The 24,152-nt window shown below is 36.8% G+C and carries 24 protein-coding genes and 1 pseudogene; 6 read left to right on the forward strand and 19 right to left on the reverse strand.

All coding sequences use genetic code 11. From position 1 onward, the window contains the following. Positions 1-234 precede the first annotated feature (234 nt). From C0430_RS05220 to trmD, 13 genes are all read right to left on the reverse strand, one after another. Positions 235-1,245: a hypothetical protein gene (locus C0430_RS05220; RefSeq protein WP_290866205.1), complete on the reverse strand. Its 1,011-nt coding sequence runs from the start codon at positions 1,243-1,245 to the stop codon at positions 235-237. A gap of 108 nt (positions 1,246-1,353) precedes the next feature. Continuing rightward, positions 1,354-3,342: an excinuclease ABC subunit UvrB gene (uvrB, locus tag C0430_RS05225; protein ID WP_290866207.1), complete on the reverse strand. Its 1,989-nt coding sequence runs from the start codon at positions 3,340-3,342 to the stop codon at positions 1,354-1,356. A 198-nt stretch (positions 3,343-3,540) separates the two neighbouring features. Further along, on the reverse strand, positions 3,541-3,810 hold the full coding sequence (locus C0430_RS05230; protein WP_290866209.1) for a cytoplasmic protein: 270 nt from the start codon (positions 3,808-3,810) through the stop codon (positions 3,541-3,543). Positions 3,811-3,995: 185 nt separating this feature from the next. Beyond that, a complete protein-coding gene (gene rlmF / locus C0430_RS05235) occupies positions 3,996-4,946 on the reverse strand; it encodes a 23S rRNA (adenine(1618)-N(6))-methyltransferase RlmF (protein ID WP_290866211.1) in 951 nt (316 codons plus the stop codon). A 76-nt stretch (positions 4,947-5,022) separates the two neighbouring features. After that, a complete protein-coding gene (locus tag C0430_RS05240) occupies positions 5,023-5,685 on the reverse strand; it encodes a thiamine diphosphokinase (RefSeq protein WP_290866213.1) in 663 nt (220 codons plus the stop codon). 89 nt (positions 5,686-5,774) lie between these two features. Then, complete coding sequence (locus tag C0430_RS05245) at positions 5,775-6,596, reverse strand: DUF4249 domain-containing protein (RefSeq protein ID WP_290866215.1); 822 nt, start codon at positions 6,594-6,596, stop codon at positions 5,775-5,777. A gap of 5 nt (positions 6,597-6,601) precedes the next feature. Next, entirely contained in the window at positions 6,602-9,010 is a 2,409-nt protein-coding gene (locus C0430_RS05250) for a TonB-dependent receptor (RefSeq protein WP_290866217.1), read from the reverse strand. 151 nt (positions 9,011-9,161) lie between these two features. After that, positions 9,162-9,524: a DUF1801 domain-containing protein gene (locus tag C0430_RS05255; protein ID WP_290866221.1), complete on the reverse strand. Its 363-nt coding sequence runs from the start codon at positions 9,522-9,524 to the stop codon at positions 9,162-9,164. Positions 9,525-9,531: 7 nt separating this feature from the next. Beyond that, on the reverse strand, positions 9,532-10,371 hold the full coding sequence (locus C0430_RS05260) for a VOC family protein (RefSeq protein ID WP_290866223.1): 840 nt from the start codon (positions 10,369-10,371) through the stop codon (positions 9,532-9,534). Between the two features lie 35 nt (positions 10,372-10,406). Next, complete coding sequence (locus tag C0430_RS05265) at positions 10,407-10,826, reverse strand: SRPBCC family protein (RefSeq protein ID WP_290866225.1); 420 nt, start codon at positions 10,824-10,826, stop codon at positions 10,407-10,409. 114 nt (positions 10,827-10,940) lie between these two features. After that, positions 10,941-13,163, reverse strand: a complete 2,223-nt coding sequence (locus C0430_RS05270; protein ID WP_290866227.1) for an NADP-dependent isocitrate dehydrogenase — start codon at positions 13,161-13,163, stop codon at positions 10,941-10,943. Between the two features lie 288 nt (positions 13,164-13,451). Beyond that, complete coding sequence (gene rplS, locus C0430_RS05275) at positions 13,452-13,802, reverse strand: 50S ribosomal protein L19 (RefSeq protein ID WP_290866229.1); 351 nt, start codon at positions 13,800-13,802, stop codon at positions 13,452-13,454. A gap of 215 nt (positions 13,803-14,017) precedes the next feature. After that, on the reverse strand, positions 14,018-14,695 hold the full coding sequence (trmD, locus tag C0430_RS05280) for a tRNA (guanosine(37)-N1)-methyltransferase TrmD (RefSeq protein ID WP_290866231.1): 678 nt from the start codon (positions 14,693-14,695) through the stop codon (positions 14,018-14,020). Positions 14,696-14,882: 187 nt separating this feature from the next. Between trmD and C0430_RS05285 the strand changes: the two genes are divergently transcribed. The 3 genes from C0430_RS05285 to C0430_RS05295 all read left to right on the forward strand — a co-directional run bounded on the left by C0430_RS05285 (position 14,883) and on the right by C0430_RS05295 (position 17,666). Beyond that, positions 14,883-15,566 (forward strand): mutarotase, encoded by a 684-nt coding sequence (locus tag C0430_RS05285; protein WP_290866233.1) that lies wholly within the window; start codon positions 14,883-14,885, stop codon positions 15,564-15,566. Positions 15,567-15,712: 146 nt separating this feature from the next. Beyond that, on the forward strand, positions 15,713-16,561 hold the full coding sequence (locus tag C0430_RS05290) for an NAD(P)-dependent oxidoreductase (protein WP_290866237.1): 849 nt from the start codon (positions 15,713-15,715) through the stop codon (positions 16,559-16,561). Positions 16,562-16,733: 172 nt separating this feature from the next. After that, positions 16,734-17,666, forward strand: a complete 933-nt coding sequence (locus C0430_RS05295) for a peptidylprolyl isomerase (RefSeq protein ID WP_290866239.1) — start codon at positions 16,734-16,736, stop codon at positions 17,664-17,666. A gap of 144 nt (positions 17,667-17,810) precedes the next feature. Here C0430_RS05295 and C0430_RS05300 read toward each other — a convergent pair whose 3' ends face one another. Continuing rightward, a complete protein-coding gene (locus C0430_RS05300) occupies positions 17,811-18,365 on the reverse strand; it encodes a thioredoxin family protein (RefSeq protein WP_290866241.1) in 555 nt (184 codons plus the stop codon). A 106-nt stretch (positions 18,366-18,471) separates the two neighbouring features. On the opposite strand from C0430_RS05300, the gene C0430_RS05305 reads away from it, so the two are divergent. Beyond that, the gene (locus C0430_RS05305; RefSeq protein WP_290866243.1) at positions 18,472-18,807 is read left to right on the forward strand and encodes a tRNA-binding protein; all 336 of its coding nucleotides are present in this window, start codon (positions 18,472-18,474) and stop codon (positions 18,805-18,807) included. 44 nt (positions 18,808-18,851) lie between these two features. Here the strand turns inward: C0430_RS05305 and C0430_RS05310 are convergent, their stop codons facing one another. The 3 genes from C0430_RS05310 to C0430_RS05320 all read right to left on the reverse strand — a co-directional run bounded on the left by C0430_RS05310 (position 18,852) and on the right by C0430_RS05320 (position 21,868). Continuing rightward, on the reverse strand, positions 18,852-19,241 hold the full coding sequence (locus tag C0430_RS05310; protein WP_290866245.1) for a GreA/GreB family elongation factor: 390 nt from the start codon (positions 19,239-19,241) through the stop codon (positions 18,852-18,854). 411 nt (positions 19,242-19,652) lie between these two features. Further along, positions 19,653-20,036, reverse strand: a complete 384-nt coding sequence (locus C0430_RS05315; RefSeq protein WP_290866247.1) for a PUR family DNA/RNA-binding protein — start codon at positions 20,034-20,036, stop codon at positions 19,653-19,655. A 71-nt stretch (positions 20,037-20,107) separates the two neighbouring features. Continuing rightward, positions 20,108-21,868 carry an ABC transporter ATP-binding protein gene (locus C0430_RS05320; protein WP_290866249.1) on the reverse strand — a complete coding sequence of 587 codons (1,761 nt, stop codon included), beginning with the start codon at positions 21,866-21,868 and terminating at the stop codon, positions 20,108-20,110. Positions 21,869-22,024: 156 nt separating this feature from the next. Here C0430_RS05320 and nusB point away from each other — a divergent pair, with 156 nt between their 5' ends. Together nusB and yajC are read left to right on the forward strand one after the other, a co-directional pair. Next, a complete protein-coding gene (gene nusB, locus C0430_RS05325) occupies positions 22,025-22,936 on the forward strand; it encodes a transcription antitermination factor NusB (protein ID WP_290866255.1) in 912 nt (303 codons plus the stop codon). Positions 22,937-22,990: 54 nt separating this feature from the next. Then, positions 22,991-23,266, forward strand: coding sequence for a preprotein translocase subunit YajC (gene yajC / locus C0430_RS05330; protein WP_290866251.1), 276 nt, complete (start codon positions 22,991-22,993; stop codon positions 23,264-23,266). A 67-nt stretch (positions 23,267-23,333) separates the two neighbouring features. Here yajC and C0430_RS05335 read toward each other — a convergent pair whose 3' ends face one another. Beyond that, positions 23,334-23,633 (reverse strand): hypothetical protein, encoded by a 300-nt coding sequence (locus C0430_RS05335; protein WP_290866253.1) that lies wholly within the window; start codon positions 23,631-23,633, stop codon positions 23,334-23,336. 309 nt (positions 23,634-23,942) lie between these two features. Beyond that, positions 23,943-24,152, reverse strand: a pseudogene (locus C0430_RS05340) (peptidase T); the annotation flags it as partial.

Genomic DNA, 24,152 nt, shown 5'->3' on the forward strand with positions numbered 1-24,152 from the left:
ATTAGTATAGGTGTTTTGAATAAAATTATTTTAGAATATAAATTAAAGATTAGCATCACATTCTTGGTTTATACTTTCATTTTCAGAATAGTAACAGCATAATTAAGTTAATTGTTTTTGCAAAGTTTTAATTTCATCATCCAGTTTTAATGTTTGTGTATAACCCGAAATTTTGCTAAAACAAAAAGCCAGTATGTCGACATACTGGCTTTAAAATTGATAATTGTGTGTTTTTTAATCCACGATTAAGGGTTGTACTCTCCAGATATCGGTATATGGATATGAAAAAGCAGATTGTTCTTGGCTTATGTTATTTGATGATGTTTTTGCAAACATAGTTGCAATTTTATTATTTGTAATCTTTTCAGGTTGACGTGCACCTGCTGTTGACGCAAAATAAATATTACCATCAACTCCCCAAAAAGGTTGAGTTTCATTTGAATCTCCACTAGTTATTTGAGTTAAAGAAGTACCATTGATTTTCATTACAAAAAGATGGCTAAATTTGTCTTTTGTACCAATATAAACTACGTGTTTTCCGTCTGGAGAATAGGCTCCATTTGTAGAATGCTGTTCTCCAGTAGTAATTTGTGTACTTTGAAATGATTTTAAATCCAGTTCAAACAATTGGTAAAAATCTCCTGATAACTTGGTGTATAATAACTTGTCACCTTTAGCGCTCCATTTAGGATTGATACCTTCTGAAAGTACTGTAAAACTACTTCCATCCTTGTTGACTAAACAAATATTACGGGTACCTTGCAAAGTGGTAGTTAACACAATTTTTTTACCGTCTGGCGACATGCTTGCATCTGCATCAAAATCACCGTATGCATTTTGCCCGATGTAAGTCAATCCTAATTTATTGGTGCTTGTTACTGCTATTGTTGGTTTTGAAGCATAATAAGTAAAAATAAAGTTCTCATTGTCAATCCAAGAGGGTCTGTCTGTTTTGTTTCCAATTAAAGGAGTAAATCCTGGAAGCATAACATCATTTTTTAATCTAATGCTCCATTTGTTGTAATTTTCATTAGCATCATCTCTTATTACATATAACAACTTTTTGCCATTAGGAGACAAACAAGGTTGAAATTCGGCAACAACATCATCAGTAATTCTTACCAATTCTTTTGCACTGGCAGTAACTTGGGGTCCAGATAATTTGACGGCAACGGGCTTGGAAGTTGCGCATGAATTTAAAATTGAAGCCGCAATCAAACTAGATAAAATAATTTTTGCTTTCATATATGTGTTTTTGGTTTATTGACAAATATAATTAAAAATTCCAAGAAACCTTTTCTTTGTAAAAAATTGTTAATTCTAAGCAAAAAGTGTTAATTCATCTACTTTTAATTATATTTTTTCGTTTAAACTTTTAATTTCATCACGCAGTTTTGCCGCTTGCATAAAATCCAACTCTTTGGCGGCCTTTTCCATTGCTTTTCGTTTTTCTCGAATGAGTTTTTCGATTTCGGGTTTCGATAAATAGGCCGTTTCCGGTTCGGCAGCCGTGTTTAGGGTGTGCCCCAATTCGTATTCAACCAATTTATTGTTGGTAAAAGCACTTTCTATTTTTTTGTTCAACGCCATTGGGATAACGTTGTTTTCCGTGTTGAAATTGATTTGTTTGGTTCGGCGGTAATTGGTTTCGTCGATGGTTTTTTGCATGCTGGCCGTAATTTTGTCGGCATACATAATTGCTTTTCCGTTGAGGTTTCTCGCCGCACGACCAATGGTTTGGGTCAAGGAACGGTGACTTCTCAAAAATCCTTCCTTGTCGGCATCGAGAATGGCAACAAGGGAAACTTCGGGTAAATCCAGTCCTTCACGCAACAAGTTCACGCCAATCAAGACATCGAACAAGCCTTTTCGTAAATCCTGCATAATTTCGATGCGTTCCAAAGTATCCACATCCGAATGGACGTAACGACAACGGATACTGACTTTGTCCAAGTATTTGGCCAATTCTTCCGCCATTCTTTTGGTCAAGGTCGTCACCAAAACACGTTCGTCAATCTCGGCACGGGTTTGGATTTCTTCAATCAAATCATCAATTTGGTTCAAACTCGGACGAATTTCAATAATGGGATCCAGCAATCCCGTTGGACGGATTATTTGCTCCACATAAACGCCATCGCATTTTTGCAATTCATAATCGGCCGGTGTTGCCGAAACGTAAATGACTTGGTTTTGCATCGCCTCGAATTCGTCAAATTTCAACGGGCGGTTGTCCATCGCGGCAGGAAGTCGGAAACCGTATTCGACCAAGTTTTCTTTTCGGCTGCGGTCGCCACCATACATCGCCTGCACTTGAGAAAGCGTCACGTGACTTTCATCCACTACCATCAGATAATCTTTCGGGAAATAATCCAATAAACAGAAAGGTCGTGAGCCGGCTTCTCGTCCGTCAAGATAACGGGAATAGTTCTCGATTCCGGAGCAATAGCCCAATTCGCGAATCATTTCCAAATCGAAATTGGTGCGTTCTTCTAATCGTTTTGCTTCTAGATGTTTGCCAATTTCCTTGAAATAATCGACTTGTTTGACCAAATCCTGTTGGATTTCCCAAATGGCATTTTGCAAGACATCGGGCGAAGTCACAAACATATTCGCGGGATAAATGGTCAGTTTTTCAAATCGTTCAATGACTTTTGAAGTCTTGAGGTCAAAGCTTTCAATTTCTTCAATTTCGTCTCCAAAGAAATGGATTCGATAGGCATCGTCGGCATAACTCGGATAGATTTCGAGCGTGTCACCCTTGATTCTGAAGTTTCCGGGATTGAAATCGGCTTCGGTTCTGGAATACAAACTTTGGACTAAACTGTGCAATAATTTGGTACGGGAAATGACTTGGTCTCTTTCAATGGCGATTACGTTTTTCTGGAATTCCACCGGGTTTCCGATACCGTAAATGCAGGAAACCGAAGCCACCACGATGATGTCTCTTCGTCCCGAAAGTAGAGAAGAAGTGGTGCTCAAACGCATTTTTTCTAGCTCTTCGTTGATGGACAAATCCTTTTCGATGAAAACACCCGTGACTGGCATAAACGCTTCTGGCTGGTAATAATCGTAATAGGAAACGAAATATTCCACGGCATTGTTAGGAAAAAACTGCTTGAATTCTGAATACAACTGTGCCGCCAAGGTTTTGTTGTGTGCCAAAATCAGGGTGGGTTTTTGCACCTCCTGAATTACATTGGCCACGGTAAATGTTTTTCCGGAACCGGTAACTCCCAACAAAGTTTGGTAGCGTTCGCCAGCCTCAATGCCTTGGGCTAATTTTGCAATGGCTTGTGGTTGGTCGCCTTTGGGTTGGTAATCGGAGATAACTTGGAATTTCATTTACTAGTGTTCAGAAGTGCAAAGTTACAAAGGAAATCCTGAAAAAACAGGTTGGGGAAATGTAAAACTTTCGCTCCTCAAAGTCTCCGACTTTGAGGATGTGTTCGTCAGTCTTCGACTGACATAGAAATTATATCAATGTAAAACAAAATCGGTTGGAAACTTAAAGTTACTACTGCTTAGTTAGTTAGCTTGGTGTTAAAACCAATAATCATTCATTTCTTTTAAAAATTTTGGGTCTTTTATTGGCCATTTTGAACTCAAAACCGAATCTATTCCACATTTCGCGCATAAAGCTGTTTCTTCATAATCGTTTTCTTCAATCCGATCTAAGATTTCTTTTGGAGAAAAAGTTTCCATACAATAGAAGCATCCACATAATTCAGTTTCTATTATTTCTTTTTTATGTCTAGAGCAACCTTTGTGAGCTAATTTTAAAAAATCTATTTCGTATTTTGATTGAATCATAATTTTTTACTCAATTTAGTTAAGTTTGCTGGTAACTTATATGTAGGTCTTATAAAGCCAATCTTGTATCCCTAAAATTGGGCAGCTTTGTCTAATAAACGTCAGGCTTTATTTTTATTCAAATACATAAAAAAATATTACAAAATTATGTAGTAAAAGTATTTCAAATGCACAAAATGAGTTGTTTATTCTTCAAACTTCCAGTTCCTCTGTTGTGTTTCCGTTTGAAACGTCCAAGCCAGGATTCGGATGGTTTTTTGGCCTTGTGCCATATCGATGGTTTTTACGGCTACCGGATTTACTTTGTTCAGGGTTTTGTATAAACTGGAAAGATTTTCTTTTTTGGAAACCAAAGTCGTAAACCAAAGACATTGCATTGGGTATTTAGCACTTTCGAAAATCATTTGGGTGATGAAACCCAGTTCGCCGCCATCGCACCACAATTCAGCTTTCTGTCCGCCAAAATTCAGCACTGGTTTTGAAGTTCGGGTATTTTCTAAATTATTAATTTTCCTGATGGAGCTTTTCGTGGCTTCTTCAGGAGAGGAATGAAATGGCGGATTGCAAATCGTGAGCGAAAATCGATCTTCGGGCGTGATGATGTTTTTGAAAATAAAACGTGATTCGGTTTGCAATTGTAGACTGATGAAATCCATCAATTTCGGGTTGTCTTCAATAATTTTTTTGCAATTTTGAATGGCTTTTTCGTCAATTTCTGTTCCAACAAATGACCAACCGTAAACGGAATTCCCCAAAATTGGATAAATACAATTGGCCCCAATGCCAATATCCAAAACCTGAACGTTTTCACCTTCGGGTATGATGCCGTTGTTGTTGGAAGCCAACAAATCGGCGACATAATGGATGTAATCCATGCGACCAGGAATTGGGGGACAAAGATAATTTTCCGGAATATCCCAATTTTTGATGTCATAATCAGCAATCAACAAGGCTTTATTGAGTATTTTTACGGCTTTGGGATTGCTGAAATCAATGGTTTTTATTTGGTGTTCATTGATTGCCACAAAGTTTTGAAGTTCAGGACAAGTGGTGATTAATGCTTCAAAATTATATCCCAAACGGTGTTGATTTCTGGGATGTAAATTGGTTTTTTCGATGATCGGTTTCAGTTTCATTTTCTTAAATTCGATGCAAAGATAGTTGAAAAAAAGAATTTTAAATTTTCCACATATATTTAAAGTCTGGACTTGATTAATCCCAGCATTCCATCATCAACAAATCGCCTTGGTCGTGTTCTATGACCACCAATCCGTCTTCCTTGACGTGATTGCTGCTTCCGGTTCTGTAGCCAATGGTTAGATTGTCATTTTTCAATGGATAAAATAAGTTTTCGGAGTGTATTCCTGTTACGTGGCCTATTGGAATTAAAGAAATGGGCGTATTTTTTGGATACCATTTTTCGTATTTTTTTGGCAGCAAAAAAATTTTGGAATGGTCATCGAGCATCACAATTTTTAATAAATTGCGGTATTGTGTTATATTGGTTATGTTGGTTATGGTATGATCGGCACGTTTTCCGGTTGCCCAAACCACGTTTGCGGCTGGTATTTTTCGTTCTATAAGATAATCGAATGCTTTTTCTAAATCGGTTTTGTTTTGGTCTGGTGTATGCACAATTTCTAGGGGAAATTGTTTTTCCTTGTAATAATTGGGATCAAAACCTCTGTCAAAATCTCCCAGCAACACATCGACTTTTATGCCCAATTCCAAAACGCGTTCCATTGCCGAGTCTAATACAATGACTAATGGTGACCATTCGAGTAGTTGTCCCAATAATTCGATGGTACAGGAAGCGCCGTTGGCAATGATTAATGCCGGTTCTTGGTCATCGCGAACGATATGGTGTGAAGACATAATTAATTGTGAATTACGAATTGAAAATTACGAATGCAAAGATAGTGATTCATAACTCGGAATTTGTAATGAACAGCTGGATTAACTCCTTATTGTACCTCGTAATTTTTGGTATCGGCTTCGCATAGCGAGAAATATCCCAAAGCATAATTGTCAAAATTCGTGGTATTTATGATGTTGCCTCTCACGGTTGCGGCCGGAGATTGAAATGGTGCTCCATTGCTACTGCCAGCAATACTGACTAAAACTTTGATGTAATTAGAGTATGTTTTGGAAATTCCGAAATGGGTTATCGTTATTTTGTCGCCAGCTTTTAATTCATCATTTTGGGAAGCACTAAAAAATTCATTCCCTTGAAAAAAGGTGTCTTCGCCTGCATAATAATTGTTTACCAATGGGTTTTGATATTTGTATCCAAATAAATAATAATTGTCTTCTGTGGCTGGATCGTTGAAATAGGCTTTTATTTCTATGGTTTTTCCGTCAAATCCGCCGAGGTTGTTTTGTGTGACTTTAGTTATTGGGGCCACTGGTTTCAGGGTTTCCGTGGCGGTATAAGTTTGACCGTTGCTAATAACCGTCAAAGTGTAAGTTTCATTGATTACGGGTATAAAATTGGAGCAAAAATATTCGCCCGTATTTGGATTTTCGACAAAATTAAAAGTAATATTGGAACTGTTTTTAATAAAAACTGTTGCTCTAGAAACTTTTGGCATTACACGGTCGTAATAGTTTGTGGTTGTTGTTAGTTTTATTTTTTGCTCATTTCCTGATGTTCCTTTGTACCAGTTTATAGTCGCTTCTATGACTAGTTTTGGTGGAGCGGTATTCAAATCGACATCAATAACATCCTCACATCCATTGAAAAGCACAGCCATTGCAATCACTAAAAATAGTTGTATTTTTTTCATTTTGATTAAAATTTAAAATTATAACTCACGGCTGGAACCATACCGAAAATCGAAGTTTTTATCGCTTCATTATTTCCAGTGTCTACATTTTGCCGGAAATTTATCGAAGCGGCATTTTTTCGATTATAAACATTGTAAATGCTGAAAACCCATTCGCCTTTCCAATTTCTTTTGTCATTTTTACGTGGTGTCAAAGTTGCCGAAATATCCAGGTGATGATAAGCAGGAAGTCTGTTTTTATTTCTCAATCCATAGCTAGGAATGGGAATTCCTAAATATTCGTATTGCCCATTCGGATAGGTTACCGGTTGTCCTGATTGCAGCACAAAATTGGCTCCAAAAGCCCATTTTTTGTTCAAATTATAGGCGCCTGTTACAGCAAGATTATGCAATTTGTCATAAACGGAATTGTACCAATTTCCATTGTTGATTCCAGTTTCATTTGTTGTTCTTCCCGGAGTTTGCTGTTCGGATTTGGATAAAGTATAGGAAATCCAACCGTTGAGTTTTCCTTCGTTTTTTCGAAGCATAATTTCCAAACCATATGATCGCAATTGGCCATTCAAAATTATTTGTTCGATGGCATCATTGGCAATCAAATTGGCGCCATCAATGTAATCTAATCGATTTTGTACTTCTTTGTAATACGTTTCCAATTCGATTGAGTACATGTTTTCCTTGAAATTCCTGAAATAACCCAATGCCACTTGGTCTGCAATTTGGGGTTTGATATACTTGTCGCTCGGTGTCCAAACATCCAATGGAGTAGGCGACGAAGTATTGGAAATCAATTGTAAATACTGGATCATTCTGTTGTAACTCGCTTTTATGGATTGATTTTCATTGAGTTGAAATCCGGCGGAAAAACGAGGTTCCAGATTGTTGTACGTTTTTATTACTTTGTTTTTTTTGTAGAATTTTGTTCCAATGGGTGTTGCTTGTTCGTAAATCTGCATATCCGAATTGAAAGTAACGGGATTGTTGTCGGCATAAAGATTAACGGTTGATGCGCCCAATCTGTAAAATATGCTGTATCTTAAACCATAAGAAAGAGAGATTTTTTTTGAAATTTCTTGTTCGGCGTTGAGGTACAAAGCGGGTTCAAAAGCATATTTTTTGTCCAATTGGTCGTAATTAATACCGGAATCCGCATTTGATGGTTTAATGGTCCCGGGATTAAAGTCGTAATAAATGCCATTAACACCGTAATTCAATTTGAATTTATCCGATATATAACTTTTAAAATCATATTTAATATTGTAATTTTTAATGCCGGAATCCCATTTGAACCCCACGAAATCAAGGTTTAAACCATAATAATAATCGCTGTAAATCAACGACAGATTAGAAAATAATTTATCGGAAAACAAATGATTCCATCTTAAATTTAAAGTGGCGTTTCCGTACGTATTGGTGAAACTTTTATTCAAGGAAAAAACATCCCTGCCAAAATATCCCGACAAATACAGGTTGTTGTTCGGGTTCAATTTATAACTCAATTTGGTGTTCAAATCATAAAAATAAGCGGCATTGTCTTTTTGATCCTCGGATAATTTCAGGAATAAATGAGCATAAGAACTTCTGCCTCCAATGAGGAATGAACCTTTGTCTTTCACGATTGGTCCTTCGGCCAAAATCCGGCTCGTGATTAATCCGATTCCTCCATTGGCGTGAAATTCTTTGCTGTTTCCGTCTTTTTGGTAAATATCCAACACTGACGATGCTCTTCCCCCATAACGGGCAGGAATTCCACCTTTGTACAACTTTAAATCCTTGATGGCATCAGGATTAAAGACCGAGAAAAAACCAAAAACGTGCGAGGAATTAAAGATGGTGGCTTCATCCAACAAGATTAAATTTTGGTCGGCACCGCCACCGCGAACATTAAAACCCGATGCGCCTTCGCCAGCATTTGAAACTCCGGGAAGCAGCAAGAGTGATTTGATGATGTCGACTTCTCCGAGGACCACAGGCATTTTTTTGATGGTGGAAATGGATAGTTTGTTCAGGCTCATTTCTGGTTTTCGAATCGTGGCTTTGTTGCTGTTGTCAATAATCACGACTTCTTGCAAAACCGTTTCGTTGCCTATGAGTTTGAAATTGGTTTTTATGTTTTGGTCTAGATTTACCTTTTCTTCAATGGTTTGATAACCTAAATAGGTAATCTGGATTTTATAAATCCCTTTTGGAAGTGTAAGGGAATAAAACCCGTATTCATTGGTGGTCACGCCAGTTTTTAATTCAGGTATGGAGATATTTACTCCAATTAAAGTTTCGTTGTTGTTGGCATCGGTAATGGTTCCGCTTAGGGTAAATTTTTGCTTTGCCAGTTCGCTAACGCTTGTGTCTTGGGAAAAAGAAGAAAATATTATTGAAAAAAACAGGATAAGGGTAGCAATTTTCTTTGAAATCATTTCTAAAATTTTGAGTGGCAAATTTCGTCAAGTTACGAGCTATTTGTAATTCAACAAGCGTTAAAGTTTTGTAAACAAGCGATAAAATCGTGTAAAGTTAAAAAAAGACAAGCTTTTTTAGATTGTCTTTAGATTATAATTGTAAAAGAATTTAGTTTGATTTGCCTTTCAAGTTTCCTCTTACTCTAAACTTCACGATTTTTGTTATTAAATCTAGGGGCAATGGATTTGTTAATGGGAATTGGACAGAACCTTTTCCTTGTTTGTAAACCGATAATTCTTCCTTGAATTGGGAATGTCCCGTGGGCGTGGCATAAAAACCGATGTGGTTTTTGTAAGCCGCAAAATACACCAGCATTCCGTGGTATTTGAATGCCGGCATATTGTAACTGATGACTTCCTCGGCTTCGGGGGCGGCATTTTTTATGGTTTGCCGTATTTGTTCCAAAAGAATTTGGACTTCGGGAGTTTGAATGCCAATGTATTCGTCGATATCTTTAAAAGTCGTTTTCATACCATTTTTAGGCTTTCAACAAGGTATCAATGTCCATTTTTTTCATTTTCAAAAAGGCTTGAATAACTCTTGGTGCTTTTTCTGGGTCGGACATTAATTTGCTTAAAACGGTAGGTACAATTTGCCAAGAAACACCAAACCGGTCTTTGAGCCAACCACATTGACTCTCGCTTCCGCCTTCCGTCAATTTTGACCAATATGCGTCTATTTCCTCTTGGGTGTCACATTCCACGACTAGCGAAACGCCTTCGTTAAATTGAAATTCGTGACCGCCAAAACCATCCATTGCGATGAATATTTCGTTTTGTAACTTAAAATCGCCAAATTTTAATTTTCCTTCGGTTTGCGGTTCACCGGCTTCATAGATTTCTAAACGGCCTATTTCCGAATTTGGGAAAATAGAAGTATACATTTTTATGGCTTCTTCAGCCCGACCGTATTGATCTCCAACAAATAGAAAACAAGGCATTATTTTTTGTTGCTCTGAAGACAATTCACCCAGCATTAATTGCCAAGTCATTCCAAATTTGTCAACGAGCCAACCGTATTTTTTGCTCCAAGGATATTCGTCCAAAGGCATCATTGCGCTTCCGCCTTCGATGAGCTTGTTCCAAATAGTTTCAATTTCTTCGTTGGTTTCACAAGTCACAAAAAGGGATATTGAAGGGTTTATTTTGAACATTGGACCACCGTTCAACCCCATCATCAATCGGCCTTCAATTTCAAAACGAACGACCATCGGTGTGTCGTCATTTATTTTCGAATGATTGAAAATAGAACAATAAAAATCTGCGGTAGCTTTGGCATTGCCGTCAAACCACAAGCAAGGATATGGATTTTTTTTCATCTTTGGTTTTGTAATTGTTAGTATGAGATTTCAAATCAATTCTTTTCCGTGTAATTTTTGAAATTATTCAAAATAGCCTGCCAGCCCATTTTTTGCATTTCGAGGGGATTTTCGTTTTCGGCTTCAAATGTTTCCGTGATTTGGATTCCACTTTCGGTTGGCGAAAATGTAATACCCACTTTTCTGTCATCCAAAGTAGTATAACTGATTTTTTCATTGGTTATTACATCGGTATAAATTCCTTCGAAATCAAAACCAAAACTGCCGTCTTTGGCTTCCATTCTGGTGAGGAATTTGCTTTCAATTTCTATGTCATTTTCGGCTCGGGTGGTGTGCCAATCTTCCGAAGCATTACACCATTTTGTGATGTGTTCGGGATTGGTCCAAAACGTCCAGACTTTTTCGATGCTGGCGTTTACAAGGGTTTCGACTGTTATGGTTTCTTTTGTTGTCATTTTTAGAAGTTTATTTTTGAAAATCCGTTGTGTGTTTTTGGTTCATTCAAATATATAAAAAAAGACGACCCGAAAGTCGTCTTTAGTAGTATTCCATAATTGTGAAAAATTGGTTTATGCGATTTTTGCCAATATCGTGTTGAATGTTTCGCTTGGACGCATTGCCTTGCTGGTCAATTCAGGATTTGGTTGGTAGTAACCACCAATTGTTTGTGGTTTTCCTTGTGCACCAATCAATTCACTGTTGATTTTAGTTTCATTTGCAAAAAACTCGGCAGCTACTGGAGCAAATATTGCTTTCAGTTCGGCATCTTTGTCTTGTGCTCCCAAAGCTTCAGCCCAATACATGGCCAAGTAAAAGTGGGAACCACGGTTGTCGATTTGACCTACTTTACGAGCAGGAGATTTATCGTTGGCCAAGAATTTTTCGGTAGCCACATCAAGGGTTTCTGCCAAGATCATTGCTTTTGGATTGTTTTGGGTTTGTCCCAAGTGCTCCAATGAAGCGCCCAAAGCCAAGAATTCTCCAAGAGAATCCCAACGCAAATAACCTTCTTGAATGAATTGCTCCACGTGTTTTGGAGCCGATCCACCGGCACCGGTTTCAAATAATCCACCACCGTTCATTAAGGGAACGATAGAAAGCATTTTTGAGGAAGTTCCCAATTCAAGAATAGGGAATAAGTCCGTCAAATAATCACGCAACACGTTTCCGGATACGGATATGGTGTCCAATCCTTTGATCATGCGCTCCATGGTGAAGTAAGTCGCATCTACCGGATTCAAGATTTGGATGTCCAAGCCTGTTGTATCGTAATCTTTTAAATATTTTTGAACTTTAAGAATCAATTCTCTGTCGTGAGCCCTGTTGTTGTCCAACCAGAAAATAGTTGGAAGACTTGTCAAACGTGCCCTGTTTACGGCTAGTTTTACCCAGTCTTGAATTGGGGCATCCTTGGTTTGGCACATTCTGAAAATGTCGCTCGCTTCCACGTTTTGTTCCATTAGCACCACTCCGTTTGCATCCACCACACGAACCAGTCCGTCTGCTGCCAATTGGAATGTTTTGTCATGCGAACCGTATTCTTCCGCTTTTTGGGCCATCAAACCTACGTTTGAAACACTTCCCATTGTTCTTGGGTCGAATGCTCCGTTTTTCTTGCAGAAATCAATTACGGCAGCAAAAACACCAGCATAACATCTGTCCGGGATAAGGGCAACGGTATCTTGTTGTTTTCCTTCTTTATTGTACATCTGTCCCGAAGTACGGATCATGGCAGGTATGGAAGCATCCACGATTACATCCGAAGGAACATGAAGATTGGTAATTCCTTTGTCGGAATTTACCATGGCCAATGCCGGTCCATTTTCGATGGCTTGGTCCAATGCTGTTTTTATTTCGTTTTCTTGTGGAGTTCCGGCAATTTTTGCATAGACATCACCCAATCCATTACGAGTGTCGATGTTTAATTCTGCAAATAAAGAAGCGTATTTTTCGAATACGTCTGCAAAGTAAACTTCCACTACCGAACCAAAGATAATAGGATCGGAAACTTTCATCATGGTGGCTTTCAGGTGAACCGAAAACAAGATGTTTTGTTCTTTGGCTTCTTTTATTGTTTGGGCAACAAAAGTTTTCAAGGTATTGATGTTCATTACGGAACAATCAATTATTTCATCCGCTTTTAATGGAGTGCTGGCTTTCAAGACTGTCGTTGTTCCGTCTTTTGCAACGAATTCAATTTTCACGTCGTTTGCCGTCCCAAGAGTTACTGATTTTTCACTTCCGTAAAAGTCACCGCTTTGCATCGAGGCTACTGCTGTTTTAGAATCGGCAGACCAAGCACCCATAGAATGTGGGTTGGCTTTGGCATAATTTTTTACCGCTTTTGGAGCTCTACGATCCGAGTTACCTTCACGTAAAACCGGGTTTACCGCAGATCCCAATACTTTGGAATATTTTGCTTTTATGGCCGATTCCTCGTCATTTTTTGGTTCTTCCGGAAAATTAGGAACCGCATAACCTTGTGATTGCAATTCTGCAATGGCTGCTTTTAATTGAGGTACGGAGGCAGAAACATTGGGTAATTTTATGATATTGGCTTCAGGAGTATTCGCTAATTTACCCAATTCCAATAATGCGTCTTCCACTTTTTGGTCTTCTTTTAAAAATTCCGAAAAATTGGATAATATTCGTGCTGCAACTGATATGTCTCTAGGTTCAATTTCGATATCAGAAGTTGCCGTAAATGCTTGAACTATTGGTAAAAAAGAATAAGTGGCCAATAAAGGAGCCTCATCCGTAAGTGTGTAAAAAATTTTAGATTTCGTTGACATTTTAATAAAAATTGTTTTAATATTTATTTTGGGTTACAAATGTAAGAAAAACGTTTTCGTAAAAAGGAATACGCCTCAATTAAGTTTGGTTTAACTTCAAAAATTATGGAATTATGATTTTTTATTTTGCTGAACGCGAATTGTTGAAAATAGGCTTCTTTTTTTGTCAAAATGAAAATAGATAGTGTTCAGCCAAAAGAAAGCGTAGTTTTTTTTGAACAAAAGGACCGTTTTATCCAAAAAAAAGTCCCGAAATAATCGGGACTTTTGGAACAAGAAGTTATTTGACTATCTTCTTTTATCTCTAATTTTGGCTTTTTTACCGGTAAGTTCTCTGAAGTAGAAAATTCTAGCTCTACGAACGTGACCTTTCTTGTTGATTTCGATTTTTTGCAAAGCTGGCAAGTTAACCGGGAAGATACGCTCTACACCAACTGAACCTGACATTTTACGAATCGTGAAAGTTTCCGTGTTTCCAGAACCTCTTCTTTGAATAACAACACCTTTAAAAAACTGTGTTCTTGTTTTTTCACCCTCTTTAATTTCGTAGAAAACCGTGATTGTGTCTCCAGCTCCGAATACAGGGAAATCTTTTCTTGTTACAAATTCGTCTTGAACGAATTTCATTAAATCTGCCATTTTATTTTTATTTTATGGTTTTAAAAAGAGCAACATTCACGGATTTCGCCAGAGGTTGGTCTAATGAGGGCGCAAAATTACATCTTTTTTGGTAATTTACAAACTTTATTTCAAAGTATTCAGTGGTCAGTAATCAGATTGCGGTTAGCAGGTTTCAGATTTCAGAAATCTACCAACTTAAATCTTTTATTTATTTCAACATTGCCAACTGCCAACTATTCCCCTAGTAAATCCGGACGTCTATTTTTTGTGTGTTCATACGCCATGTCTTCTCGCCATTTGTCGATTTTGGCAAAATTTCCGCTGGTTAAAACTTCAGGAACTTTCCATCCTTTATAATCGGCAGGTCTTGTGTAAATTGGTCCCGACAATAAATTATCTTGAAAACTGTCCGTCAAAGCCGAGGTTTCGTCGCTCAAAACGCCAGGAATCAATCGGATTAAAGCATCGCACAACACCAAGGCACCTAATTCTCCGCCACTCAAAACATAATCACCAATAGAGATTTCCTTGGTGATAAAATGGTCGCGTACTCTCTGATCCACACCTTTGTAATGACCGCAAAGAATGATAATGTTTTCGTACATCGACATCGTGTTGGCCATTTTCTGGTTCAAAGTTTCCCCGTCAGGTGACATGTAAATGATTTCGTCGTAGGTTCTTTCGTTTCTCAAATGCGTGATGCAATCGTCAATAGGTTGGATATTCATTACCATTCCGGCTCCACCACCGTAAGGATAATCATCCACACTTTTCTGTTTGTTGGTCGTGTAATCTCTTAAATTATGGAAATGAACTTCCACGATTCCTTTGTCGATGGCACGTTTCATCATCGAAGCTTCAAACGGGCTTCGCAATAATTCGGGCAAAACGGTAATAATATCAATGCGCATAATTGAGTTTCTAGGCTGCAAATGTACAAAGTTTTTGAGATTGAAAAATTTAAAGGGTCGAAGATTGAAATGTTATATATTGCATAACATAAAATCGAGCAATTCTGAGTTTTGCAATATCAAGATTTATTTGCAGGATTTTGCACTATTAAAATTGATATCGACCAAAACTAAAGTATAAAAGGTAATGGATTTAGACAAATATTATAGCAATCTTTACGAAACATCTATCGAATTTCTTTTGAATGATACTTATCTTATAGACGATCAAATTGATTCATCGTTGGATGATAGATTTGGCATTACTTTATTAATCCGCCCCAGTATTCAAGTTAAAAATAGTATTCAGCATTTTTTAGACGAGCTGAAATTAATTGATTTTGAACAATATTATTATCCTAATTCGGATATTCATATTACCGTAATGTCTATTATATCGTGTTATAATGGTTTTAATTTGGCCACTATTTCAGTTCCAGATTATGTTGAAATTATAGAAAAAAGTCTAGTCGGCATAAATAGTTTTGAAATTAATTTCGAGGGAATAACCGTTTCTCCATCGGCTATTATGATTCAGGGTTTTGTTAGTGATAATTTTCTGGACGACTTAAGAAACAATTTGAGAAATAATTTTAAAAACTCAGGATTGGAAGAGAGTATTGACAAGCGTTATTCGATATCAACAGCCCATTCCACTGTGGTACGTTTTCGAAAAAGAATTAAAAATAAAGAGAAATTGATGGAGACTTTAAAAAAATACAGAGATTTTAATTTTGGAAAATTTACTGTTGAAAAATATGATTTAGTTTTCAATGATTGGTATCAAAGAAAACAATTTGTCCAACTTTTGAAGCAGTTTAAAGTGAAATAAATACCAAATATGGCCTGCTTCTTAAAGTTTCCCGACTTTGAGTTAGTGATTTTCGGTTTTCAACCAATTTTTGACATAGGATTATAGAAAAACAACCCTCGTTTTTTAGTATATTTGAAGTCTTATCAATCAAAAAAATAATAAAAATGAAACATATAGGCTGGATAGGTCTTGGCAATATGGGAACCCCAATGGCGAGCAATTTGTCGAAGGCAGGTTTTCCGTTAACCGTATTCAACAGAAGTATTGAAAAAGCAAAACCGTTTGAAAATACCAATGTCACCATTGCCCAAAACGTCACGGAATTAGTCACTCAATCCGACATTATTTTCACTATGTTGAGCAATGACGAAGCGGTAACGATGGTCTATGACGAAATTCTGGGAATGGAAGCAATAGAAGGCAAACTTTTTATTGATATGAGTACGATTTCGGAACAATTATCAGTCAATATTGCCCAAAAACTGAAACAAAAAAACGCTTCATTTCTAGATGCTCCCGTAGCAGGAAGTACGCAACCCGCAGCAAATGGAGCTTTGACAATAATGGTTGGTGGCGATGCAACTGACCTAAGTTTAGCCTTGCCATATTTTGAAAAATTAGGTAAATTCATAAAACACGTAGGCCCAAATGGGAAAGGAATTGCGACCAAATTGAGCGTGAATTATTACCTTTCAATTTTGTATCTAGGCTTGGCTGAAACAGTATTATTTGCCGAAAATAATGGCATCCATCGCTCGGATTTATTGGAAATCATCAATGAAAGTGCTTGCGGAAGCGGCGCCACAAAAGTAAAAACGCCATTGCTCATCAACGACGATTACCAACCTGCATTTGCCTTGAGCTTGATGCAAAAAGATATTATGCTGGCTCAAAAAAATGGAGTCAATTTTCCTTTAACGGATGCCGTCATTGAAACTTATTCTGGAGCATTACAATCAGGTATGGGAAATCAAGACGTTATTTCGATTATCAATTATTTACAAGAAAAGTGATTTGTAATCTGGTATTTCAATAAAAAACAATGCAAAATTGCTGATAGATGTTTTTTGCCCGGTTCGCGAAGATTTTAGGCAGAAAATGACGTGTTAGAAAGTGGATAAATTTTCAAATTTTCAAATTCTCTAATTAATTCGTAAATTTGCATTTCAATAAAAAACAATAAAAATGGAAAACGGAATATACGCTAAATTCAACACCGCAAAAGGGTCGATTTTAGTAAAACTAACACACGATTTAACACCTGGAACTGTAGGGAATTTTGTAGCTCTTGCAGAAGGAAATATGGAAAATAAAATAAAACCTCAAGGGGTAAAATTCTATGACGGATTAAAATTTCATAGAGTGATTCCAGATTTCATGATTCAAGGAGGTTGTCCTTTAGGAACCGGAACCGGAGATCCAGGGTACAAATTTGATGATGAGTTTCATCAAGATTTGCGTCACGATGCACCGGGAGTTTTGTCTATGGCCAACTCGGGACCAGGTTCAAACGGTTCCCAGTTTTTTATCACGCATGTTGCCACACCGTGGTTGGATAATAAACACACTGTTTTTGGAAACGTAGTTGAAGGGCAAAATGTAGTAGATGCCGTTGCCCAAGGCGATGTTTTAGAATCGGTAGAAATTCTTAGAGTTGGTGAGGAAGCCAACAACTGGAATGCCATTGAAGCTTTCGTAGGTTTGAAAGGTGCCCGTCTAAAACGTGAAGCTGTTTTAAAAGCAGAATCTGAAGCGAAAATGGAAAAATTAGCTGCTGGTTTCGAAAAAACCGAAAGCGGATTGCGTTACCAATTCATCCAAAAAGGTGATGGCAAACAAGCACAAGCTGGAAAAACAGTTTCAGTTCATTACGAAGGTTCATTAGAGAACGGAAAAGTTTTTGATTCTTCTTACCCAAGAAAAAAACCAATCGAATTCAAACTGGGAATTGGTCAAGTTATCGAAGGTTGGGACGAAGGAATTGCCTTGTTGAAAGTAGGAGACAAAGCGCGTTTCGTCATTCCATCTGATTTGGGATACGGACCTGAAGGGGCAGGAGGAGTTATTCCACCAAATGCCACTTTGATTTTCGACGTAGAATTAATGGACGTGAAGTAATAGTATTCAGTGTTCAGTCGTAGTTTATAGTATTGAACAATCGAATTCATTTAGAATCCCAAAGCGAGAGTTTTGGGATTTTTTTTGTCAAATCTTTTTGTCATTTCTCCATTTGGTCGAAATGGCATATAAATAAATTATTATTTACTTCCATTTAATATTACAACCCAAACTCGGTTTTTGGTCGGGATTGATGATTCGGTTATAGATTACGCCATCAATTGCACCATGCAAATCGCTTCCACTCAATGGAATTCCGTTTCCAGGTCGGCTGTCGTCCAATTGTCCTCGATAGACCAATTTGTCCTGGTTGTCGAACAAGAAGAAATCAGGTGTACAAGCGGCATCGAAGGCTTTGGCCACTTCCTGGGTTTCGTCGTATAGATATGGAAACTCGAGCTTGTTTTCGAAAGCAAATTCGGTCATCAATTCAGGGGAATCTTGAGGGTAATTTACTATATCATTACTGGAAATGGCTACGATTCCAATGCCTTGAACCCTGTAATCATTAGCAATCATGACGATTTCTGGCACGACGTGATGCACAAATGGGCAATGATTGCAGATGAATATTACCAGAGTGCCTTTTTCGCCTTTTAAGTCTGAAAATGAAAAACTTTCGTTGGAGTTGGTATCTTTAAGATAAAATTCGGGAGCAATGGTTCCGAGTGGCAACATATTGGAAGGAGTTCGCGACATTTTTGTTTGTTTCGAAAGTTTAAAGTTATGAAAAAGTATTGTTTTTTGGGCTGGAAAGACTAAATTAGTTTGTGAAACAAAATTAAATTTAAACAACGAACAAACTATGGATTTAACCTGGATAGAATTCGAAAAAGTGGAAATGAGAGTGGGGACCATTCTCGAAGTCAATGATTTTCCCGAAGCCAGAAAGCCGGCTTACCAACTCACGATTGATTTTGGTCCTGAAATTGGAATTCGAAAAACTTCGGCGCAAATTACCAAACGCTATCCAAAAGAAGATTTACTAAACCGGCAAATTGTTGCCGTGGTTAATTTTCCTAAAAAGCAAATCGGGAAGTTTATGAGTGAATGTTTGGTTCTTGGAGCAATGGGGCAGGAAGGCGACGTAATTTTGCTGACACCCGATTTCAAGATAGAAAACGGTTTGCGTATTGGATAAAAAAAAACACCTTCAAAAATTTGAGGTGTTTAAAAGCGAAATTATTAAGTGTTTGAACTGTTCTCTACATTAATTATTTTTAAAACTTTATTCCCGGATGGCAACAACCAATCTACTTGGTCATTCTCTTTAAAGCCAATAATAGCTATTGACAATGGTGCCAAGATAGACACTTTGCCTTCTTTTATATTAGATTGTGAAGGCATGACAATTTGAATCTTCATTTGTTGTTTGCTGTTGACATCTTCGATTATTGCATGAGAATTTATTCGGATAATGGCTTGATCAAGCTCATCTTCTTTGTTTACAATCGCTCGGTCTAACTCTTGTGTAAGCAAGGCGATTTCTCTAATGTTTGTAGCATCTTTTGCGTTTTTCACCAATTTTCGAAGAATATTATAATCGGTGAATGTTAAAACTGGAGTTGGTTTCATATTGATTTGTTTTAGGATTGATTCTTTTTTAAAAAGTAGGTAAATGAATTAGTTAAAAGGTCAATTTACCAGAAAAGTAAATTGACATTAAAATCATTTTGTTAATTTAGGAATGGTATTGAAGAAAAACCTTCGTCTGAAGTAGCTTGTTTTATAGACGAAGGTCTAATGGACAAATGCTTTTGAATGCGAAAATTTGGCGCCACACACAAAAGTCTCTTTGAAAAAAGAGATGTAATTTGATGTTGTATTTGTAATAATGGCCATAAAAAAAATAAATTTCGCATTACAAAAATACATCATATTTTTATTGAAAAAACAGAATGCAGCTATAAAAAAAGTCCAAAAACTTTCGGTTTTTGGACTAATTAAGGTTGGTTTTGGTTAGTTATTGTTGGTTTTTGTTGAAAACTAAATATCGTCAAATTCGATATTGGTAAAAATCGATGTTGATGGCAGTGCTATTTCCTCTTCTTCTTTTTCGGAAGCATATTCTTTTTTGAAATCTTTTTGGTGTCTTTCAGAGATTACTTCTTCGCCTTTGTGGTTCAAAACGTATGAAGTCATCTCCTCCAGTATTTCAGCAAAAGCGGCAAAATCTTCTTTGTATAAATATATTTTGTGTTTTTTGAAGTGGAATGATCCGTCAGCTTCTGTAAATTTTTTGCTTTCTGTAATTGTAATGTAATAATCATCCGCTTTTGTGGCCCTTACATCAAAGAAATAAGTTCTTCGTCCGGCTCTCAAAACCTTGGAAAATATCTCTTCTTTTTCTAACATGTCATTTTCTCTCATAATCCTTCTTTCTATTTAATGTTGTTTAAGCATTAACCAAAAATCTAAAAAATATATTTATTACACAACAATTATTGCAATTCTTTTTCAGAAAGTTGTTTCAAATACAGCGCTGCATAATAGCCTTCTTGATTTATCAATTGATTATGAGAACCTTGCTCGATAATTTTCCCTTCATCAAGGACAATAATCCTGTCTGCATTTTTTGCCGATGATACCCTGTGACTCACAATAATGGTGGTTTTGTCCTTGCATATTTCCTGCAAGTTGTTCAAAATGGCTTCTTCCGTTTCAGTATCCACTGCCGACAAGCAATCGTCGAAAAGTAAAATTTTTGGGTTTTTTATAATTGCTCTTGCAATGGAAACCCGCTGTTTTTGTCCGCCAGAAAGCGTAATTCCTCTTTCGCCAAGAACGGTGTCGTATTGTTTGTTGAATCCCATAATGTTGTCGTGTACCACGGCGCTTTTTGCAGCAGCTTTCACTTCCTCGTCAGTGGCGTTTTCTTTGCCAAACTTGATGTTGTTCTTGATACTGTCCGAAAACAAAAAAGCATCTTGAGGCACAATCCCTATGCTGTTGCGCAAATCGTACAAGTTCACGGCACTAATTTCTTTTTCATCAATGGTAATGTGTCCTTCGGTAACATCATACAGGCGCGAAATCAAGGAAACAATGGTTGATTTTCCAGAACCTGTTTTTCCAAGTATTGCCAAAGTCTCGCCTTTATGAACCGTAAAAGTCACGTTTTCCAATGCTTTTATGTTCGTATCTTCATAAGTGTAGCTTACGTTTTCGAAAGAAATTGCGCCTTCAATAACCGATTTTTCGGGATTGTTGTTCTGTATTTCCGGTTCGATTTTCAAGAACTCGTTGATGCGTTTTTGCGATGCTTCAGCTTCTTGAACCATAGATGAAACCCAGCCCAAGGAAGCTACCGGCCAAGTCAGCATGTTTACGTACAAAATAAATTCGGCAATGGTTCCAATGCTTTTTATGGTTCCGTCAATGTACATCAATCCACCAAAATAAATCACGACCAAGTTGCTTATTCCAATAAGTGCCATCATTAAAGGCCCAAATAAAGCTTGGATTTTTGCTAAATTCAAACTCTTGCTTTTGCTTTCCTCAGCCAATTCTACCAAATTTTTCTGGTGTTGATCTTCCAACGAATAGGCTTTTATAACCCGGATTCCTGAAAATATTTCTTGGGTAAAACTGGAAACTTTGGATAAATATTGTTGAAAAACGGTACTCCTTTTATTGATTTCGGAACTTATTCTAAAAATGGCATAAGACAAAATAGGCAAGGGGAGCAAGGTATACAAAGTCAGTCGTGGCGATACATTGAACATGTAAACAATCACGATTGCAAAACGGATGATGGTGTTTATGGTATACATTACGGCTGGGCCAACGTACATTCTTACCTTGGAAACATCCTCGCTAATGCGGTTCATCAAATCTCCCGTGCGGTTTTGTTTGTAGAAATTCTGCGAAAGATTTTCGTATTGCCTGAAAACCTCGTTTTTCAAATCGAATTCAATGTGACGCGACATCACGATGAGGGTTTGACGCATCAAAAATGTCAGGAAACCAGCAATAACTGTCGTGGCAATAATCAGCAAGATATCCGAGATTAATTCTTGGCGAATAAACGATTTTGAAATGGTTTCGTCTTTCGAGAAATCTTCGATGGCCTTAAATGATTTGCTGATCAATTTTGGAGTAAACAGCGAAAATATTTGGGCTATTATGGTAATGAGGATTCCCAGCAAAAAGCTGAATTTGTATTTGACGAAGTATTTATTGAGATAGCGTAATTCTTTCATAATAAGTAATGATTCTTAAGAATTTCAAAGGTAAGATGAAATTCATATATTTTTCAAGTTTAATTATATTTTAAAAAATGAAATTCTTATTTTTGCAAACTAATTAATAAAAGTTCTTACAAGGTGGTAAATAGAAGACACATTCGCGTTAAGGTCATGCAATCCATTTATGCGATGCATCAAAATGGCTCAGATAATTTAGAAAAAGAAGAGAAATTCCTTTATTACAGTATCGATGCCATCCAGGATTTATACCTTATAATGCTATCCTCCTTGATAGAGATTTGTAAAAAAGAAACCATCTTTTTACACCTATCCAGTCAAAAACATCTAGCTACTCCGCAAGAGCGCAAGCCCAACGAAAAGTTTATCAAAAATAGTATTTTTCAAATTCTTGCCGAAAATAATTCGCTAAGTATTGCTCTCGAAAACCGTAAAATCAACAATTGGACTTTAAACGATGATTATATTTTACTGCTTCTTGATGATGTGAAACAAAGCAAATTGTACGAGAATTATATGTACAACACAATTAACACATTCGAAGAAGACAGGGATTTTATTGTTGATTTGTTTATGGACGTGATTGTTCCAAATGAAAAATTATACGAGTATCTGGAAGACAATAAACTGACTTGGATTGATGATATTCCATTGGTAAACACGCATATTATCAAGCAATTGAAGGCCATAAAACCTGTTGAGGAAGGGAATTTCAGGATTCCAAAATTATTCAAAGACAACGAAGACCGAGATTTTGTTAAAGATTTGTTTCGAAAAACCATCTTGAACGAAAAGGAATTGGCCAAAGAATATGAAGACAAAACTCCCAACTGGGATACCGATAGAATTGCCGAAATTGACACCATTATTCTTAAAATGGCGATTTGTGAATTTTTGAAATTCCCTTCGATTCCAGTAAAAGTGACACTGAATGAATATTTAGAGCTGGCCAAAGAGTATTCCACGCCAAAAAGCAGTATTTTTATCAACGGAATTTTGGATAATTTAGTAAAAGAACTACAAACCAGTAATCGCATCCAAAAAATGGGTCGTGGGTTAATGTAAAAAGAAAGAATTACAAAAAAACAATAATCAAATCACAAAAAAGAATTTAAAATTATGGAACAATTAACTCAATTTGCACCGTTTCTATTAATGTTTGTCGTGATCTATTTCTTCATGATTAGACCGCAACAAAAAAGAGCCAAACAAGAAAAAGAATTTGAAACTGCCTTGAAAGTAGGCGATAAAATCATCACCAAAAGTGGTCTTCACGGAAAAGTGGCCGAGCTTTCAGAAGGAACTGTTGTTATCGAAACCATGGCTGGAAAACTAAAAATGGAGCGTTCTGCGATTTCCATGGAAATGAGTGCATCTTTGAATAAAAAGGCATAATCTACCATCTTAACAATAAAAAAGCCCCAATTCTATTTTGTGAATTGGGGCTTTTTGTTTAGAAAGATTATTTTTTCTTGCTTTTATTTTTCTTGTTTTTCTTCGCTTTTTTAGCTTTAGCTTTTGCCTTTTTTTCTTTTGCTTTAGCTTTTATCTTTGCTTTTTTCGCTTTTTCCTTCTTTGCTTTTTTGGCCTTTTTAGCTTTAGCCTTTGCTTTTTCTTTCGCTTTTTCTTTCGCTTTTTTAGCTTTCTTTTTCTCTTTTTCTTTTTTCTTGTTTTTTTTCTTTTTCTTGTCTTTTTTGGATTCTAATTCAATCAATGAGCTTTCTTCTTCTAGAAATGGTTCCAGTTGATTTTCTTCTGCCACAGGGATTTCGTTGGTCGATTCAACTTTTTTTGTTGATTTGCTGACTCTTGGTTTCCTTGGTTTTGGAGTTGCGGCTTCATCCACTTTTGCTGTGGTGATTTTACTTGTAATTTCTTCTTTATGTTCTTCCATAATGTTGTTTTTAACGTGATCAACTAGATAAAAATTGATTGCCAATAAATCATTATCAAATATAATCATTAAAGCAATCCGAAGATGTTAAGGTTTTGCCATAAGAAATTTAATTGTCTCCCATAAAAAAAACCATCAAAAGATGGTTTAGTTGTATGTGGTAAATGATACATTTTATTAATTGGTGGCTGCCGTTAGTTCTGCAATTTTCACAATTACATTAACTGCTTTTTGCATACTTTCCACGGGAACATATTCGTATTTTCCGTGAAAATTATGACCGCCGGCGAAAATATTGGGACAAGGCAAACCTTTGTAAGACAATTGACAGCCGTCTGTTCCGCCACGAATGGGTTTTATGATTGGTTTTATTCCCAATTGTTTCAT

This window comes from Flavobacterium sp., from assembly GCF_013823965.1.
GTDB lineage: Bacteria > Bacteroidota > Bacteroidia > Flavobacteriales > Flavobacteriaceae > Flavobacterium.